This window comes from Subtercola endophyticus (assembly GCF_021044565.1).
Lineage (GTDB): Bacteria > Actinomycetota > Actinomycetes > Actinomycetales > Microbacteriaceae > Subtercola > Subtercola endophyticus.
This window is the reverse complement of record NZ_CP087997.1, coordinates 2,767,705-2,785,103: the sequence shown is the minus strand read 5'-3', so window position 1 is coordinate 2,785,103 and position 17,399 is coordinate 2,767,705. Positions and strand designations below refer to the sequence as shown.

General features: G+C 67.4%; 14 protein-coding genes, 1 tRNA gene and 1 other RNA gene. 7 read left to right on the top strand and 9 right to left on the bottom strand.

The features are described from left to right. Positions 1-8: 8 nt before the first annotated feature. A complete protein-coding gene (locus LQ955_RS12835) occupies positions 9-725 on the top strand; it encodes a phosphatase PAP2 family protein (protein ID WP_231024913.1) in 717 nt (238 codons plus the stop codon). 43 nt (positions 726-768) lie between these two features. Next, on the top strand, positions 769-2,043 hold the full coding sequence (locus tag LQ955_RS12830) for a saccharopine dehydrogenase family protein (protein WP_231024912.1): 1,275 nt from the start codon (positions 769-771) through the stop codon (positions 2,041-2,043). Between the two features lie 136 nt (positions 2,044-2,179). Here the strand turns inward: LQ955_RS12830 and LQ955_RS12825 are convergent, their stop codons facing one another. Next, a complete protein-coding gene (locus LQ955_RS12825; protein ID WP_231024911.1) occupies positions 2,180-2,815 on the bottom strand; it encodes a hypothetical protein in 636 nt (211 codons plus the stop codon). A gap of 124 nt (positions 2,816-2,939) precedes the next feature. Then, the gene (locus LQ955_RS12820) at positions 2,940-3,782 is read right to left on the bottom strand and encodes a potassium channel family protein (RefSeq protein WP_231024910.1); all 843 of its coding nucleotides are present in this window, start codon (positions 3,780-3,782) and stop codon (positions 2,940-2,942) included. Positions 3,783-3,802: 20 nt separating this feature from the next. Here LQ955_RS12820 and LQ955_RS12815 point away from each other — a divergent pair, with 20 nt between their 5' ends. After that, complete coding sequence (locus LQ955_RS12815; protein ID WP_231024909.1) at positions 3,803-4,006, top strand: hypothetical protein; 204 nt, start codon at positions 3,803-3,805, stop codon at positions 4,004-4,006. A gap of 363 nt (positions 4,007-4,369) precedes the next feature. After that, positions 4,370-5,596, top strand: coding sequence for an MFS transporter (locus LQ955_RS12810; protein WP_231024908.1), 1,227 nt, complete (start codon positions 4,370-4,372; stop codon positions 5,594-5,596). Between the two features lie 43 nt (positions 5,597-5,639). Here LQ955_RS12810 and LQ955_RS12805 read toward each other — a convergent pair whose 3' ends face one another. The 5 genes from LQ955_RS12805 to ffs form a co-directional block, all read right to left on the bottom strand. Further along, positions 5,640-6,812 carry a DUF4190 domain-containing protein gene (locus LQ955_RS12805; RefSeq protein ID WP_304961169.1) on the bottom strand — a complete coding sequence of 391 codons (1,173 nt, stop codon included), beginning with the start codon at positions 6,810-6,812 and terminating at the stop codon, positions 5,640-5,642. Between the two features lie 195 nt (positions 6,813-7,007). Further along, positions 7,008-8,468 carry an MFS transporter gene (locus LQ955_RS12800; protein ID WP_449342972.1) on the bottom strand — a complete coding sequence of 487 codons (1,461 nt, stop codon included), beginning with the start codon at positions 8,466-8,468 and terminating at the stop codon, positions 7,008-7,010. A gap of 116 nt (positions 8,469-8,584) precedes the next feature. After that, a tRNA-Ser gene (locus LQ955_RS12795) sits at positions 8,585-8,672 on the bottom strand. A gap of 77 nt (positions 8,673-8,749) precedes the next feature. Further along, on the bottom strand, positions 8,750-9,403 hold the full coding sequence (locus LQ955_RS12790; RefSeq protein WP_231024907.1) for an NAD(P)H-binding protein: 654 nt from the start codon (positions 9,401-9,403) through the stop codon (positions 8,750-8,752). 185 nt (positions 9,404-9,588) lie between these two features. Further along, positions 9,589-9,685, bottom strand: an RNA gene (gene ffs / locus LQ955_RS12785) — signal recognition particle sRNA small type. A 189-nt stretch (positions 9,686-9,874) separates the two neighbouring features. On the opposite strand from ffs, the gene pta reads away from it, so the two are divergent. Continuing rightward, positions 9,875-12,187, top strand: a complete 2,313-nt coding sequence (gene pta / locus LQ955_RS12780) for a phosphate acetyltransferase (RefSeq protein WP_231024906.1) — start codon at positions 9,875-9,877, stop codon at positions 12,185-12,187. Next, positions 12,184-13,320, top strand: coding sequence for an acetate/propionate family kinase (locus LQ955_RS12775; protein WP_231024905.1), 1,137 nt, complete (start codon positions 12,184-12,186; stop codon positions 13,318-13,320). Before pta ends, LQ955_RS12775 begins: the two co-directional genes overlap by 4 nt. Positions 13,321-13,946: 626 nt before the next feature. Here the strand turns inward: LQ955_RS12775 and LQ955_RS12770 are convergent. Both LQ955_RS12770 and LQ955_RS12765 read right to left on the bottom strand, forming a co-directional pair. Continuing rightward, positions 13,947-14,531, bottom strand: a complete 585-nt coding sequence (locus LQ955_RS12770; RefSeq protein ID WP_231024904.1) for a GNAT family N-acetyltransferase — start codon at positions 14,529-14,531, stop codon at positions 13,947-13,949. A gap of 236 nt (positions 14,532-14,767) precedes the next feature. After that, entirely contained in the window at positions 14,768-15,226 is a 459-nt protein-coding gene (locus LQ955_RS12765; protein WP_231024903.1) for an Lrp/AsnC family transcriptional regulator, read from the bottom strand. 102 nt (positions 15,227-15,328) lie between these two features. Here LQ955_RS12765 and LQ955_RS12760 point away from each other — a divergent pair, with 102 nt between their 5' ends. Continuing rightward, positions 15,329-17,392, top strand: a complete 2,064-nt coding sequence (locus LQ955_RS12760) for an alpha-keto acid decarboxylase family protein (RefSeq protein WP_231024902.1) — start codon at positions 15,329-15,331, stop codon at positions 17,390-17,392. Positions 17,393-17,399: the final 7 nt, after the last annotated feature.

Here is a 17,399-nt window from a genome sequence, read left to right as displayed (position 1 = left end):
GTCGGTGGATGACCGTACCTGGCCCGCTCACCGACCCCGTGCAGGCGCGGCGCGTGCGCCGGTTCTGGCCGCTCATCTCCGGCGTCATCGCGGTGCTGCTCGCCGCCGCCATCGGGCTCATCATCGCTCTGCGCGACAACGGGGCGCCGACCGAGATCGACACCGACTGGATGGACGAGATCATCGAGCACCGCTCGCCGATCTGGACCGTTCCCTCGCTCTTTATGAACTACCTCGGCGGAGGAATCGTCGGAGTGTTCGTCGTGCCGATCGCCGTGATTGTGGCGCTGCTGCTGTTCCGCCGGCGCTGGGCGGCTCTGTACTTTCTCATCGCCTCCGTTCTGAGCGCCGGGCTCGTGCAGCTGCTGAAGGCGACGTTCGGCCGAGCTCGGCCGTCGGAGATTCTCGTATCCGCCGATTTCGGTTCATTCCCGAGCGGGCATACAGCGAACGCGGCGACGATCGCGGTGTGTCTCGCGATCGTCTTTCCGCGTGTCTGGGTGTGGGCAGCCGGTGCCGCCTACGTCGTGCTGATGCTGCTCAGCAGAACGTATCTCGGTGCGCACTGGCTGACCGACACGCTCGCCGGAATGCTCATCGGCGCGGGAGTGGCCGTCATCGTGTGGGCCCCGTTCGCCGTGAAGCTGTGGGAGGAGCGCGCCAAACCGCACCGGTTCGTGTGGGCGAAGCCCCGGGCATCCACGTCGGGCGGCGGCGCGGCGTGAGCGGGTGCCGTGGCGAGCGGCCCGCATCCGGTACCCTCGGGCCATGAAGATTCTTTTGGTTGGTGCCGGTGGCGTGGGCGACTCGATCGCGAAGATCGCAGCACGACGCACGTTCTACGAGCAGATCGTCGTGACCGACTACGACCTGGCGCGCGCCGAGCGCACGATCGCGTGGATCGCGGCGCGGCACACGCCCGAGATCGCAGCGAAGTTCGTGGCCGACCGCATCGATGCATCCGATGCCGCGAGCGTCGAAGAAGTCGCGCGCCGTCACGGCGCCACGCACGTGATGAACGCCGTCGAGCCCAAGTTCGTGCTCACGATCTTCGCCGGAGCCCTCGCCGCCGGAGCCAACTACCTCGACATGGCCATGAGCCTGTCGGAGCGGCACCCCACGGAGCCCTACAGCGAAACGGGCATCAAACTCGGCGATGACCAGTTCGCGCAAGGCCCGGATTGGGAGCAGGCGGGCACGCTCGCTCTCGTCGGCATGGGCGTCGAGCCCGGCCTCAGCGACGTCTTTGCGCGTTACGCTGCCGACCACCTGTTCAGCGAGATCGACGAGCTGGGCACCCGCGACGGAGCGAACCTCGTGGTGCGTGACGACGACGGCAACGAGATCTTCGCGCCCTCGTTCTCCATCTGGACCACCATCGAAGAGTGCCTGAACCCTCCTGTCATCTGGGAGAAAGACCGCGGCTGGTTCACCACTGCACCCTTCAGCGAGCCCGAGGTCTTCGACTTTCCCGACGGCATCGGCGCCGTGGACTGTGTGAACGTCGAGCACGAAGAAGTGTTGCTCATGCCCCGCTGGGTCGATGCCAAGCGGGTGACGTTCAAGTACGGGCTCGGCAACGAGTTCATCGGCATCCTCAAGACGCTGAACCAGCTCGGCCTCGACAAGACCGCGCCCGTGCGCGTGCGCTCGGCGAACGGCCCCGTCGAGGTCGCACCCCGCGATGTTGTTGCGGCCGGTCTACCCGATCCGGCAACTCTCGGGCCGCGGATGACCGGCAAAACCTGCGCGGGCCTCTGGGTCACGGGTACCGGCGTCGACGGTTACCCGCGCGAGGTGTACCTGTACCACGTGGCCGACAACGAGTGGACCATGGCGGAGTACGAGTCGCAGTGCGTGGTGTGGCAGACGGCGCTGAACCCCGTGATCGCGCTCGAGCTCCTCGCTCTCGGCGTGTGGGGCGGCAGCGGAGTGCTCGGCCCGGAGGCGTTCGACGCCCTGCCCTTTCTCGAGCTCATGGCGCTGCCGGTGGACGAGGGCGGCTACGGCCAGTCGTGGGGCCTCGAAGACCGCGCGGTCTAGCGCGCGACGAGTGAGGTCGTCGCAGTGCAGGTGAGGCAGTCGTAGTGCGAGTGAGGCAGTCGCGGTGCAGGTGAGGCAGTCGCAGTGCAGGTGAGGCAGTCGTAGCGGCCTCACTTCGAGCGTGTCCGCCTCAGTGCTAGCCGTTCGCCGACGAGAGCAGCGCGATCAGCAGCAGCGACAGCGCGGAGATGCCGCCGACGAGACAGGCGATGCGCACCCAGGGCCAGCGTTCGAACCAGAACACGAGATCGGGAAAGTCGGCGCGAAACTGCTGACGAGTGAGCGGTTCGGCGATGATTCGCAGCGGCACTCCATACGCGGTGGCGACCGCCTGAACGCTCTGCTCGCTCCAGAACTGCCCGCGCATGCGCAGCAGCAGCTCGCCGGTGGCGTCGAGCACAAAGAGCTGCGGAGTCGTCTCGAGGGTCTGACCGCGGTACACCGGAACGATCACAGCGCTTGCGATGCGTTTGGCGGCGAAACGCCGATTGTGCACGAAGAAGCCGTTCTCGGTGATTCCGTCGGGTTCGATCTCGATGCGCACCCGCGAGAACAGGGAGATCGCGACCAGGTACAGCACGCCGACCACCGCCATGGCGATCAGCACTCTCGGCCAGGTGCCGCGCGGAATCGCGAACCAGAGCATCGCGGCGAAGACCGGAAGAGTGAGCACCGCCACTACGGCGCGCGACTGCACGAGCAACGAGCGAATCGGGCGCACCACGCGGTACTGCGCCGACACCGCCGGTGTTCTTGTCACGGTAGTTTCCATCTTCACCCCCTTTTTGTGCACTGGCGCCACGCACCGGTTCCCCCCGGCGCGGGGTCTGCTGACCAGTGTCGCTTATGCGACCCGCCGTGTATAGGCCGCATTTAGGGGGACACGGAGGCGGTTTTCAGTCGTCGGCCGACGCCTCGCCCGTCGCGTTTTGCGGTGATGCTGCCGCTGGTGCTGCCGGGGCTGCTGCCGGTCTTGCCGGCGTGTCGGCCGCGGAATCGCCGCGGGGCAGCATCAGCTGCTCCAGCCGTGCGATCTGTACGGCAAGGTCGTCGACCTGCTTCTTGCTCGCCGTGAGTCGAGCGTCATCGTGAGCCCGGGAACGCTCGCCGAGGAACGACGCCAAGGTGCCGGTGATGGTACCGATCAGAGCGACTCCGGTGAGCATCAGCGCCGCCGCGATGAGGCGACCTTGCGTAGTGATGGGCACATAGTCTCCGTAGCCGACCGTCGTGACCGTGACGATAGCCCACCAGAGGGCGTCACCCAGAGTCAGGATGTTCGCTCCGCGAGCGTTCTGCTCGGCATCCAGCACCCCGAGCGCGCCGACGTAGATCACCAGCACCAGCGTGGAGATGACATACAGGCCGATGCGGCTGCGCAGCCGGTTGCCCTCGGTTTTGCTCGGCAGCAGATCGGTGAGTTTGACCAGCCTTAGCAGCCGCAGGGGTTCGAGCGCGGGCAGCAGCGTGATGGGAATCTGATACCAGTTCTTGCGCACCCACTGGGCTCTGGTCGGCCCTGCGAGCACGACGTTGATGATGTAGTTGATGAGAAAGGCCGCCCAGACGACGATCATCACCGCGTACAGAAAGGTCTGGGTGAAGCCCGGCTGATTCAAGATGACTTTGAACGAGTAGGCGACGAGAAAGAGCACAGCGGCGCCCGTCAGCGGCCAGTTCGTCAGGGCCTGCCAGCGTTGTTGCGTCATGCGCGGATTCGCTCCGCGCTCTGTACTCATGCATTGAGTATTGTGGGTGCATGGCCGAATCGAAAAATTCTGACGAGATCTGGATCGGCGACGTTCACGTTGCGAACATTCGCGAAGAGAACGGTCACGGCGAACGGCCGTTCATCGTCGAGAGCCCGAACGGCAAGCTCCTCAAGCAGCTCGCCGACCGGCACGCGGCCGAAGTGTGGATCGCGATGCACTCCGACGACATCACCGAGCGCGAGCTGGGCTGAGCCGTGCTTATCGGTGCGCCGCCGCTTCTGCGGCGCACAGTGCGACTGGATGCTCGGTCTTAGGTAGTGGCCGCTCTCCCCACCTCCCCCTCCAACCGCCGTAACCGGCGGTCGGAGCCTCCGGGAGGCGTGGGCCCAAACGCGAAACGCGACGAACGCGGTCGCCGCGTTTCGCCGATTTCGTTTGCCGCCGTCACCTCGCGACCCGCCTCTTTGGCGAAAGCGAGACTTGCGGACGAGAGCGAGGGGTGCATCGGTCGCTCTCGTCCGGGGGAGTCGCTCTCGCGAGCGCACTGGAGGCGCCCGGGGCGAACGGGCGGGGCGTGAACGGGCGGAGCGTGGAGTGAACGGGCGGGGGCGTAGGTGGGCGACGGTGAAGTGAATCCGCTCGGGGTCGTGCTGCGCACCCGCGGAACGGTGTACCTGCTCGTTTCGTCGCTGGTGGGGCGGCTGCCGACGGCCATGTCGTCGCTGGCGATCGTTCAGCTCGTGCGCCTTCAAGGCGGCGGGTACACGCTCGCCGGAGTCATGACCGCTGCGTACATCGTGGCCAGCGCAGTCGGGCAGCCGTTACTCAGCCGGCGCATCGACCGCGCCGGTCAGACCCGTGTGCTGCTCGCTTCGGCCATTGTGAGTGCAGCGGCGTTCGTCGGCCTTGCCGTCACTGCCGCCGCACTCCCCGTGGCTGCGGTGCTCTGCGCGCTCCTCGCCGGTCTCTTCACGCCTCCGCTCGAGCCGTCGCTGCGCACGCTCTGGCCCCGGATGCTCGGCGAGGGCCGCACGCTGAAAGCGGCCTTCAGTCTCGATGCGGGTGCGCAAGAGGTGATGTTCATCGTTGGTCCGCTGCTCACCGTGCTGGGCATCGCCGCGTTCGGATCCACCGGAAACGTGGTGTTCGCGGGCCTGCTCGGGCTGGCCGGTGCCGTGGCGTTCGCCGTGCATCCGGTGTCGCGATCGGCTGGGGCACCGACTCATCAGCACGAGACGGGTTCAGAGCGAGCACGTGGGGCGGGGCATCCTTCTCCTCTGCGGAACGCCGCCTTTTTGCCGATCGTGCTGTTCACCTTCGGAGTCGGGGTTCCCGTGGGAGCCCTGACCATCGTCGTCACGGTTTTCGAAGACTCCTCGTTCGCCGGGTTCTCGGGCTGGGCGCTCGCGGCGAATGCCTTCGGGGCGCTGATCGGTGCCGCTGTGATTGCGGTGCGCCCGCTGAAGATCGCCGCTCGTCGAGCGATGCCGGTGTGCGGTCTGCTGCTTGCCCTGCTCTACATTCCGCTCGCGTTCGACCATATGCCGCCAGCGGCATATCTCGTCGCCGCCCTGGTCGCCGGCCTCCTGCTGCCACCGACGCTCACCCAGATCTTCGAGACGGTGGAGCAGCTGAGCGCGCGCGCGGGGCTCACCGAAGCGAACGCCTGGGTGGTCAGTGCCATGACGCTCGGAATCGCGTTCGGCACTCTGGGGGCGGGCGCGGTGGCGAGCCTGCACGGTGAGTTCACGATTCCCCTCGTGGTCGGCGGGTCGGTTTTCATCACGGCAGTGTTCTCGGTCGCAGTGCTGCCACGCAGCCGCGCGGCTGTCGCGTCGTAGCGGCAGCGCGGCTCTCGCGCGGTAACGGTCTGCGTCACAGCGGTCAGTCGACGACGATCGACGTCTCGGCGAGCACGCTCTTGTACACCTTCGTCAAGTCGGTAGCCGGCTGGCAGGTCAGGTCGAAGTACATGCCCTGCTCGAGCTGGGTGAAGGCGCGGGCGGAGGTGATCCAGTTGGTTCCGTCGTTGTCGGTGCCGGTCAGGGTGCGCGTTGCGACCTGGTCGCTCGAGCCGATGTACTGGTACGCGATGCTGTCGGAGTCGGCGTATTGCGCTTCATCGGCTGCCGTCGCGTTATCGACGTAGGTGAGAAAGTTGTCGGTGGTCTTCAGGTCGTCGCCGTCGGCGATGTCCACGCTGTCGCCGAGGGCGCCCTGGTAGAACTTCAGCGTGCACTGGCCGTCGTTGGAGGTGTACGACCAGTTTCCGCCGCCGGTGTCGGGCGTCTTCACGGTCCACGCGGGGTCGAGCGAGAACGTCTCGGCGAAGGTGGCGGTGTCGGTCGGAAAAATCTCCTGACCGGCGCCGAACGACAGGTCACCGGTCGGCGCCGTCGGCACGTCGAAGTCGGTGTCGCTCGGCTGCGGAATCGCTGTCATGGAGTTCAGATAGTCATTCAGGGCCTTCTCGTTGGCGGCAGTGGTGGCGCCGGCGGCGATGATGAGCACGATGACGAGAATCGTGACGATGATGCCGACGACGATGCTCACGTAGCCCAGAATCAGACCGCCGAGGGCCATGCCGCGGCCCTTGCCGCCGGTCTTCTTGATCTGGCTCAGCGCGATGTGGCCGGTGATGATGGCGCCGATGGCCAGGAAGAATCCCGTGAAGTACGAAACGATGCCGAGGATGAGCGAGACGATCGCCAGCACGTTGGTGCGGCCCTCGGGGGCCGCGGGCGGCGGGGCGCCGTAGGGGTTCTGCGGGGCAGGGGGTTGTGGGGGGCCGTAGGGGTTCTGCGGGGTGGGGGGTTGTGGGGGGCCGTAGGGGTTCGCCGGTGTCGGTGGTTGTGGGGCGCCGTAGTTCGGGGTGTACGCGGGGGCGTAGCCTGGCGGCGGGGCGGCTGCCGGCGGGGCCGCTGCCGGCGGGGAGACTGGCGGTGGGGAGGGTGCTGGCGGGGCCGCTGCTGGCGGGGAGACTGGCGGTGGGGCGGCCGGCGGCGGCGGTGTGACCGGCGGCTCGTCGGGCTCGGGCGGCAGGGTGGAATCGCTCATGGCAGGCTCCTTCGGCTTCGGGCGAAGTTGTGCCAGTGTAGTGAGGGTTCTCACAGAGAATCCAGCTCTTGCGCTCGCATGCGGTGTTGTGCTGCGAGCGGGTGTCAGTTTCTCGTCACGCAGGCGGCGATGTGACGGCGCTGGGCGGCAGCCCTTCGAGCGCGTTCACCGCGGAGCTCGGCTTGCTACCCGAATTCAGTCGGGAAGAGCCGGCTGCTCTTCATAGTGCTCTTCGTGCCGCGGAATCGTCAGAGCGATCACGGCGGAACCGAGCGAGACGGCGGCCGCGATCGCGAAAACGAGCCGGAATCCGCCGACGGTCGGCACCGAGATCGAGCCGACCTGCACCGCAACGGTTGCGAGAATCGACCCGATGACGGCCGCCGCGATGGTTGTGCCGAGTGAACGCATCAACGCGTTCAAGCCGTTTGCGGCCGCGCTCTCGGTGGCCGGCACCGACTGCATGATCAGAGTGGGCATCGCAGCGTATCCCAGGCCCGCACCAAACCCGGCGATGATGGCCACCAGCAGAATCTGCCAGACCGCCGTCATGAGAAAGAGCGCCAAGATGTAGCTCACGGCGAGAAGACACGCGCCGACCGCGAGCAGAATCCGTGCACCGAAGGTCGAAATGAGTCTGGCCGAAACGGGCGACATGGCCATCATGGCCAAGCCGCTCGGCATCATCACCAGACTTGCGGCCAGGATGCCGAGGCCCAAACCCACCCCTGACGCCACCGGCAGCTCGAGAAGCTGCGGAAAGGCGATGCTGTTACCGAAGAGCGCGAATCCCATCGCAATCGACGCGAGGTTGGTGCGCAAGACGGCGGGACGTGCAGCGACCCGCAGGTCTACAAGCGGACTCGCCTGCCGCAGTTCGTAGAGCGCCCAGACAACGAGCACGGCAAGACCGCCGGCGGCGCATCCGATCGTTTCCACCGAGGCCCAGCCCCAGGAACTGCCTTTGGAAACGGCGAGCAGTATCGCGCTCAGGCCGATAGCCAGGCCGATAGCGCCGACGAGATCGAACGTGCCCGGTGACCGAAGCACACTGGGCGGCACCACGATGACGACGAGCACCAAGACGACGAGGGCGAGAACGACCGACAACCAGAAGATCGCGTGCCAATCGAAATTCTGAATTATGAGCGCGCTGATTGGTAAGCCGAGGGCGCCACCCACTCCGAGCGTCGCGCTGACCAGAGCGATCGCGCCCCCGAGCTTGTCGCGGTGCAGCACATCGCGAAGAATGGCGATTCCGAGCGGAATCACGCCCGTGACCGCGCCTTGCAGTGCCCGGCCCACGATCATCGGTACGAGACTGGTCGAGAATGCGCAGATCACCGAGCCGATGACAAGCACACCGAGAAGCACGATGACGACGCGGCGTTTGCCGTAAAGGTCGCCGAGGCGCCCTGCGATGGGCGTGATGATGGCCGCAGACAGCAGTGTCGCGGTGATCACCCACGTCGTGTCGTCTTTGCTCGCCCCTAAGAGCTGTGGCAGCTGCGGCTGAATCGGAATGACCAGCGTGCTCATGAACGAGGCGCTCAGCCCCGCCAGCGCCAGCACGGCCGTGATCAGTCGCGGGCGGAGCGGCCGGGAGAGAAGATCCCTCTGCCGGTCGGAAATGACATCTGTCGTAGAGTTCACCACGATGGTGACGTTACGGCCAGGGGGGCCACACGTCCACGACCCGTTCGGGAGATGATTGCTGCGATTACGGTCATGCTCGCGCTTTTTTCCCGACGAAGGTTTGACAACTGGGCAGGTGGCGGAGGATGGGGGATTCGAACCCCCGAGAGCTTTCACTCAACACGCTTTCCAAGCGTGCGCCATAGGCCACTAGGCGAATCCTCCTGGCGGGCAGCTTCTGTCGGAGCAGAAACGGCCAAAGAGCATCCTACGGCATCCTCGATCGCGGCAACGCTCCGGGCCTAGTAGCGAACGGCCGCCAGAGCCTCGGGGATGGGGGTCGAGCCCTCGATCGCCTCGAACTGGGCGCGGATGGCGATGCCGTCGAGGAGGGATGCGACGACGAGCGAAGCGACATCCTCGCGCGTTATCGTGCCGCGGCCGGTCGATTCGGCGAGCTCGACTTCACCGGTTCCGGGCTCGTTGGTGAGGCCGCCCGGCCGGATGATGGTCCACTCGAGATCGCGCTCACGCACGCCCGCATCGGCCTCGGCTTTCGCGCGCAGATAGATTTGAAAGACGTCGTCGGAGTCGGGATCGAAACCGTCCGCGCCCATCGCAGAGATGAGCACGTAGCGGCGGATGCCCGCAAGATCCGCCGCGTCAGCAAGAAGTAATGCGCCATCACGGTCGACGGTCAACTTACGCTCTGCCGAAGATCCTGGCCCCGCGCCGGCGGCGAAAACCACTGCGTCGACACCCGTCAGGTCGGTGGCGAGGGTACGGGCATCCACCTTTTCAAGGTCGATGATGACGGGGATTCCGCCGGCGGCCAGCACGTCACTGGCATGTTCTGGATTGCGGATGATCGCAATCGCCTCGTGACTCGCCGCTGAGAGCTGGCGTTCGATGTGCAGGGCGATGGCTCCGTGGCCTCCGGCGATGGCGATTCTCATGCCTCAATACAACGCCTGTTGGCCGCGGATGCCAACTCGCCGGAGGGACGCCGAGTGTGGGTAGGGCGTAACGCCCGCCGGAGGGGCGCCGGCGGTGTGCGGAACGCAGAACCGGGCATCGGCCGGAGGGGCGCCGGATGCGTGCGGGGAGCGTCGCCCGCCGGAGGGGCGCCGGCGCGCCAAATAATAATGACCCCCCGCGCACCCGCCAGAGCCCGGTTACCCTTGCTGCATTTCTGCCCTGGGGGAGTTGGCCTGGATGGCGCCACGCGGGGAGCCACCAACAAGTTTAGCGGCAGATTCGGCTACTCGCGACGCAGGATGCCCGGCCTCAGGCCGAGCGTCGAAGTTATGCACAGGCGGCAAGGTCACCGAGAAGTGAACAGATTGCCGTTCGCAGTGCGTTCGCGGCTGGGACTCCATAGTCTGGAACAGGCGAACGACCGCTTCGCCGACAGCCGAAGGAGTCGCGTGGCCCGCAGCATCTACATCACCTCAGCCGAAGGGCATTCGGGCAAGTCGACGATTGCGCTGGGTGTGCTCGACGTGCTCGGCCGCAGTGTCGGGCGGGTCGGTGTGTTCCGGCCGATCGCTCGGTCGGTCTCCGAACCCGATTACGTGCTCGAGATGCTGCTGGCGCACGACAGCATCGATCTCGGCTACGAGCAGGTCATCGGGGTGTCGTACGACGACGTGCACGAAGACCCCGATGAGGCGCTTTCGCGCATCGTCGAGCGCTATAAAGAGGTCGAACGGCTCTGCGATTCTGTCGTCATTCTCGGCTCCGACTACACCGACGTCGGCAGCCCCACTGAGCTCACCTTCAACGCCCGCATCGCGGCGAACCTCGGTGCGCCCGTGCTGTTGGTGCTCGGCGGGCGGGCGAGCCAGGGTTCGACCGAGATGCTGGGGCACTCCGAACCGCGCACGCCTGACGACATGCGGCACATCACCGAGCTGGCGCTCGTGGAGTTGAAGGCCGCCCACGCGACCCTGCTCGGCATCGTCGCGAATCGCTCGGACCCCGAGAACCTCGAGAAGATCAGAGACGCTGTCGGCCGCGCGGCCAGTGAGGCCTTCGCCGGCCTTCGTGTCGCCGCCGCGGTGTCGGCCGCGCCCGGCCGCCGGGCACCGCGGGTTCCGGTCTGGTCGATTCCCGAAGACCGGCTCCTGGTAGCGCCGAGCATGGCGAATCTGGTCGAGTCGACGCACGGCACCATGATCAAGGGCGACCCGCGCCTCCTGGCGCGTGAGGCACTCGGGGTTCTCATTGCGGGAATGTCGACCGTCAATGTGCTTCCGCGCCTCACCGACGGTGCCGTGGTCGTCATTCCCGGCGATCGTACTGAGGTGATGCTCGCCGTACTCATGGCGAACGCGTCGGCGAACTTTCCGAGCATCTCGGGCATCATCCTGAACGGCGGTTTTGAGCTGCCCGAGCCCATCGAGCGGCTCATCGACGGGCTGAACACGACCCTCCCCATCATCACGACGCCCCTGGGCACGTACGACACTGCGGTGCGCATCACCGGCACCCGCGGCCGCCTCGCCGCCGACTCACAGCGCAAGTACGACAGCGCCCTCGCTCTCTTCGAGCAATACGTCGACGGGGCCAGGCTGCTCGAACTGCTCGACGTGAGTTCTTCGGCCGTCGTGACCCCGCTGATGTTCGAGTACGGGCTCATCGACCGGGCTCGCTCGGTGAAGAAGCACATCGTGCTGCCCGAGGGAACGGATGATCGGGTGCTCCGCGCGGCGGCCACCGTGCTGACTCGGGGCATAGCGCGGCTCACCATTCTGGGCGAAGAAGACGATGTGCGTTCCCGAGCCCGAAGCCTCGGGGTAGACCTCGACGCGGCCGCCGTCGTCAGTCCGTTCGACCCCGAGCTGCGAGAGCGGTTCGCGGCGGAGTACTCGAGCATCCGCGCCCACCGCGGAATCACCCTCGACATGGCGCGCGATACCGTCACCGACGTGTCGTACTTCGGCACGATGATGGTGCAGCTGGGTCTGGCCGACGGCATGGTGTCGGGTGCGGCGCATACCACCGCGCACACCATTCGCCCGGCGTTCGAGATCATCAAGACGCGCCCCGAGGTGTCGGTGGTGTCGAGCGTCTTCTTGATGGCGCTCGCCGACCGAGTGCTGGTGTACGGCGACTGCGCCGTGATTCCCGATCCGACAGCCGAGCAATTGGCCGATATCGCTGTCTCGTCGTCAGAGACCGCGGTGCAGTTCGGAATCGAGCCTCGGGTGGCGATGCTGTCGTACTCCACGGGGGCATCCGGTGCCGGTGCCGACGTCGAGAAGGTTCGTGAAGCCACCGCGCTGGTACGGCAGCGCCGGCCGGAGTTGCTCGTCGAGGGTCCGATTCAGTACGACGCCGCGGCCGACGCGGCGGTCGCTGCGGCCAAGATGCCCGACTCGAACGTAGCCGGCCGCGCAACGGTGTTCATCTTTCCCGACCTCAATACGGGCAACAACACGTACAAGGCGGTTCAGCGTAGCGCCGGCGCGATCGCCGTCGGCCCGGTGCTGCAGGGGCTCAACAAGCCGATCAACGACCTCTCGCGAGGCGCGCTGGTCGCCGACATCGTGAACACCATCGCCATCACCGCGATACAAGCGGCGACCGGCGACGCCGCCGCTTCGGCGCTGCTCGACGGGGCGGGTGCTGTCGATGAGGCTGTCGCGGCCGACGGGGCCCTCGCATCTGAGCAGGGCAGCGCTCTCGCCTCTGAGCAGGGCGGGGCTCCCGCCTCCGAACAGGAGGTCTCCGCGTGAGCACGGTTCTCGTGGTGAACAGCGGGTCATCGTCGCTGAAGTATCAGCTCATCGAGATGTCGACGGAATCGGTATTGGCGAGTGGCCTGATCGAACGGATCGGGCAGCCGGGCGAGGTTCGCGACCACGCCGCTGCGTTCCAGTCGATGATCGACACCTTCGAAGAGAAGGGTCCGTCGCTGACCGAGAACCCGCCGGTCGCCATCGGGCACCGCGTCGTGCACGGCGGCAAGCGGTTCTTCGGCCCGACGGTCGTCACCGATCTGGTCAAGATCAACATCGAAGACCTTTCCGACCTGGCACCGCTGCATAACCCCGCGAATCTGCAGGGCATCAACGCCGCCCAGAAGGTCTTTCCCGACATTCCGCAGGTTGCAGTGTTCGATACTGCCTTTCACGCGACGCTTTCGCCCGCGGCCTACACCTACGCCATCGACGCCGAGCTCGCCGACAAGTACCGCATTCGCCGGTACGGGTTTCACGGAACCTCGCACAAGTTCGTCTCCGAGGCGACAGCCGAATTTCTTGGCCGGTCGCTCGACTCGCTGAAGACCATCGTGCTGCACCTCGGCAACGGCGCGTCGGCGTGCGCGGTCGACGGGGGAGTGTCGATAGACACGTCGATGGGGCTCACGCCGGTGGAGGGTCTCGTCATGGGCACACGATCGGGTGACATCGACCCCGCCGTGCTCATCCACTTGCACCGCAAGGGCAAGCTCGACTTCGACGACCTCGACGAGTTGCTCAACCGCAAGAGCGGTCTGCTCGGGCTCAGCGGCCGCGGGGACATGCGCGACGTCGTCGGCGCTGCGGGCGACGGTGACGAGGCGGCGCAGCTTGCGCTTGACGTGTACCTGCACCGCCTCAAGCACTACGTCGGTGCGTATTCAGCCGAGCTCGGCGGGGTCGACGCCATCGTGTTCACGGCGGGCGTCGGGGAGAACAGCGCGCCCGTGCGCGCCGGCGCACTCGCCGGGCTCGAACGCCTCGGCATCAGCGTCGACCCTGCCCTCAACGAAGCGGATGATCGGGGTCGCCGCCGCATCTCACCCGAAGGTTCGCCGGTCGAGGTGCTCGTCATTCCCACGAACGAAGAGCTCGAGATCGCGCGGCAGTGCCTGACCGTGGTGTGAGGTCGCGCTGTCGGCTGGTGTGGGGTGGCGCTTTGCAGGGGTGGGGGGTTGCGCTTTCGGGTGGTGCGAGGGTGCGGCTCTCGGGTGGTGTGAGGGTGCGCTCTGCCGGGGTGTGAGGGTGCGGCTCTTGGGTGGTGTGAGGGTGCGCTCTGCCGGGGTGTGAGGGTGCGGCTCTTGGGTGGTGTGAGGGTGCGTTTTGCCGGGGTGTGAGGGTGCGGCTCTTGGGTGGTGTGAGGGTGCGTTTTGCCGGGGTTGTGAGGGTGCGGCTCTTGGGTGGTGTGAGGGTGCGGCTCTCGGATGGTGTGAGGGTGCGCTCTGCCGGGGTGTGAGGGCGGTGTGAGGTTGCGCTCTGCGGTGGCCTGAGGCGGCGCTTCGCGGGCGGGGCTGTGCCTATTCCGCGGCTACGTGCGGTTCTGCGGTTCTGCGGTTCTGCGGTTCGCGGTGGCCCGACGTGGCGGCTTTGCGCTCGTGCTTACTCCGCGCCACTCCGCCCGTTCGCGAGAGCGACTGTTTCGGTCGAGATGAGCCTGTGCGGTGGTCGCTCTCGTCCGCATTTGTCGCTGTCACCGTGGCTCGCGGGCCGTGGCTCGCTGCTGACGTGGGTGAACCACCACTGCGGCCAGGAATCAGTCGGGGATGAGGCGCTTGCCGAAGCTGACGGTGTGATCGTCCACGTAGCCGAGGGCGCGGTAGAAAGCCTCGGCCGCCGAATTGCCGGAGCGTACCTGGAGGTTGAGCTTCGGGCATCCGCGAGCCGTCAGCAGGGCCTCGGCCTCGGTCATCAGTTGCCGCGCATAGCCGCGCCGCTGCCAAGCGGGACTCACGGCGAGGTAGTTGATCCAGCCGCGGTGTCCGTCGAAGCCGACCATCGCGGTGCCGACGATCGTGTCGCTGCCGCCGACCGTGCCGATGCCGCTGCCCGTGCTGCCGCTGCCCGTACCGCTCCCGCCGAGCCTGCCGTTGCTGCCGCTGATCCCCGCGCGGCTAGCGCTGCTGCCACTGCCACTGCTGCTGCCGCCGTCGCTCGTACGGCTGCCGTCGCCACCTGCAGCCAGGTCACCCTCGATGCCGACGAGAAACAGCTCCGGTTGCACGGTGAGCTTGCGCTCGATGTCTTTCAGCGGGTCGTTCCACGGCCGAGTCAGTCCGCACTCGTGCCAGAGGGCGATGACGGCATCCGTGTCGGTAAGGATGAACGGCCGAATCTGCATCACTCCAGCCTATGTGGGGCCGGTGGCAGGCGGCCGTGTCCGCGCTGAGCCCGCTCGCCAGTCTGCCCGCGCGGTAGTTTGGCGCATCTGCGGTAGTTCGAACGGGCGCGCGTGCGCCAAACTACCGCGCCGCCGGAAACCGCGCCGCCGGAACCGCGCCGCCGGAACCGCGCCGCCGGAACCGCGCCGCCGACACCGCGCGCCGAGGCGGCCCGCCGACCCCACGGTGGCCCGCGTCAGTCGGCCAGCAGCTGCGCCGTTCGGTAGGGCATGAGCTGGCGCAGCACGATCGACGTCGAGGTGCGGCGGATTCCGGGGCAGCGCAGCACCCGCTGCCCGACCTCATACAAATCGTCGGCATCACGGGCGACGACCTGGCAGATGATGTCGTCAGCGCCCGCGATCGCCGAGCATTCGACGACCTCATGGATGCCCGCCAGCGCCCGGATCGTCTGGTCGAACTTCGCCTGATCCACCTCGGCGGTCACGAAGGCGCGCAGGGTGAACCCGGCCGCCGCCGGCTCGATGCGCACGCTGTGAGCGCGCAACACGTTCTCGGCCGCGAGGCGTTCGAGCCGGGTGTGCACCGTTCCGCGGGCGAGCCCGAGGCGCTGAGCGAGCAGCAGCACCGGCGCGCGCGGGTCGTCGTCGAGGGCTGCAAGAATGCGCCGATCGGTGGAGTCGAGGGTGATCATACTGTTCGCAATCTGTCGGGCGGATGCACTCAGACTAGTCATGATGATCAATAGAAAGCGCGTCTCTTGTGCAATCGGCCGCCTGACGTTTGCATTGTGCCTATGACGCACCCGACGAGCATCCACGCCCCGCAGGCCCAGCAACCCGCTGCGATCGGCGCGCTGCAGGCCCCACCGGCCGCGGCCGCGCCGGCCAGCGACCCCGCACCCGCCAAAACGACCGCCCCCGCGCCCGCCAACACAACGGCGCCCATGTCCGCGCCCGAGAACACCCCCAGCACCCCCAGCGCCACCCTCCCCGCCCGCATCACCGTCGGCGCCTACCTCGCCACCCGCCTCGCGCAGCTCGGCGCCCCGCACCTCTTCGGCCTGCCCGGCGACTTCAACCTGAGCCTGCTCGACGAGATGCTCGCCGTCCACGGCGTCGAGTGGATCGGCACCACCAACGAACTCAACGCCGCCTATGCGGCAGACGGCTACGCGCGCATCCGCCGCGGAATCGGCGCCCTCGTCACCACCTTCGGCGTCGGCGAGCTCAGCGCCATCAACGGGGTGGCCGGCAGTTTCGCCGAAGACGTTCCGGTCGTGCAGATCACCGGAATGCCCAGCACCACCGCCCAGACTCAGGGCGCGCTGCTGCACCACACCCTCGCCGACGGCGTGTTCGATCACTTCGTGCGCGCCTACGACGAGGTGACTGCGGCCTCGGTGGTGCTGAAGACGCAGACGGCCCCCGCCGACATCGACCGTTTGCTGCTCACCGCGCTCACCGAGTCGAAGCCCGTCTACATCGGGGTGCCCGCCGACGTCGCGGTCGCGCTCGTCTCGTCGGCGAATCTGCGCGATCCGCTCGAGCGGTTCGGCAGCTCCCCGCGGCAGCTCGAACGCTTCGCCGAGGCTCTGCGCGAGGCCGTCTACTCAGCCACGAGCGTCACGTTACTGGTCGGGCCACGGGTGCACCGGGCGTCCCTCGAGCCCGTCGTTCGACGAGTCGCCGACGCTTCCGGCGTCTACGTGGCGACCCAGAGCGGGTCGAAAGCCATTCTCGACGAGTCGCACCCGGCCAGCCTCGGCACGTACCTCGGCGCTCACACCCGGGTCGAGGCGGCCCGCCGCGCGGTCGACGAGGCCCCCCTGCTCATTCTGGCCGGAACCGTGCTCAGCGACCTGCTCACCGGCTTCTTCACCCACCGATTCGACCCCGACCACGCCGTCGAACTCGCCACCACCTGGGCTCGCGTCGGCGAAACCACCTTCTTCGGGGTCAGCCTCGCCGACTCCCTGCGCATCGTCGACGATGTGCTGCAGGATGCCCGGCTCGACCCCGTCGCGCCGATCTCGCTGGGCGTTCCGACGCCTTCCGCCGTCGTGGCGCACGGCGAGCCCCGCTCGGCGGCACCCGGCGCCCCCGCCGCGAGTGCCTCTGCCGCGGGCCTGGATGCGGGTACCCCCGCCGCCGGCTCCGCGCCCGCTTGCTCTGCGCCCGCTGCCGGCCTTGCGCCCGCGGCGGGAGCCGCAACGCCCGCCGCGGGAGCCGCAACGCCCGCCGCCGCACCCCTCGACCACGAGACCTTCTGGCGCGGAATCGAGGGCTTTCTCGCCCCAGACACCACCCTCATCGCCGAGGCCGGCACCTCCTTCTTCGGCGCCATCGACCTCACGCTGCCCGACCACTGCGACCTGCTCGGCCAGCCCATCTGGTCGTCGATCGGTTTCACCCTGCCCGCCACGCTCGGCGTCTGCGTGGCGGCGCCTGAGAAGCGCGCCGTCTTGCTCATCGGCGACGGATCGGCCCAGCTCACCATCCAAGAGCTCGCGACGATGCTGCACCGCGGCCACACTCCCGTGATCTTCGTGCTGAACAACGGCGGATACACCATCGAGCGCGCGATCCAGAGCCCGTATGCCGTCTACCAAGACGTGACGCCCTGGAACTACACCGCCCTCCCCACCGCGTTCGGCGCCCCCGACCGGGCCGTCACGGCGACCGTACGCACCGAGGCCGAGCTGGTGGATGCCCTCGCCCTCGCCACTCGAACGACCGACAAACTCGTGCTGGTGGAGGTCGTGCTGCCCGCTCTCGATTCGCCGCGCCTGCTGCGGATGCTCGGCGCGGGTCTTTCGAGTGCGAATGCCCCGGGCATCCAGTCGCCCGTGCGCTCGTAACCCTCGT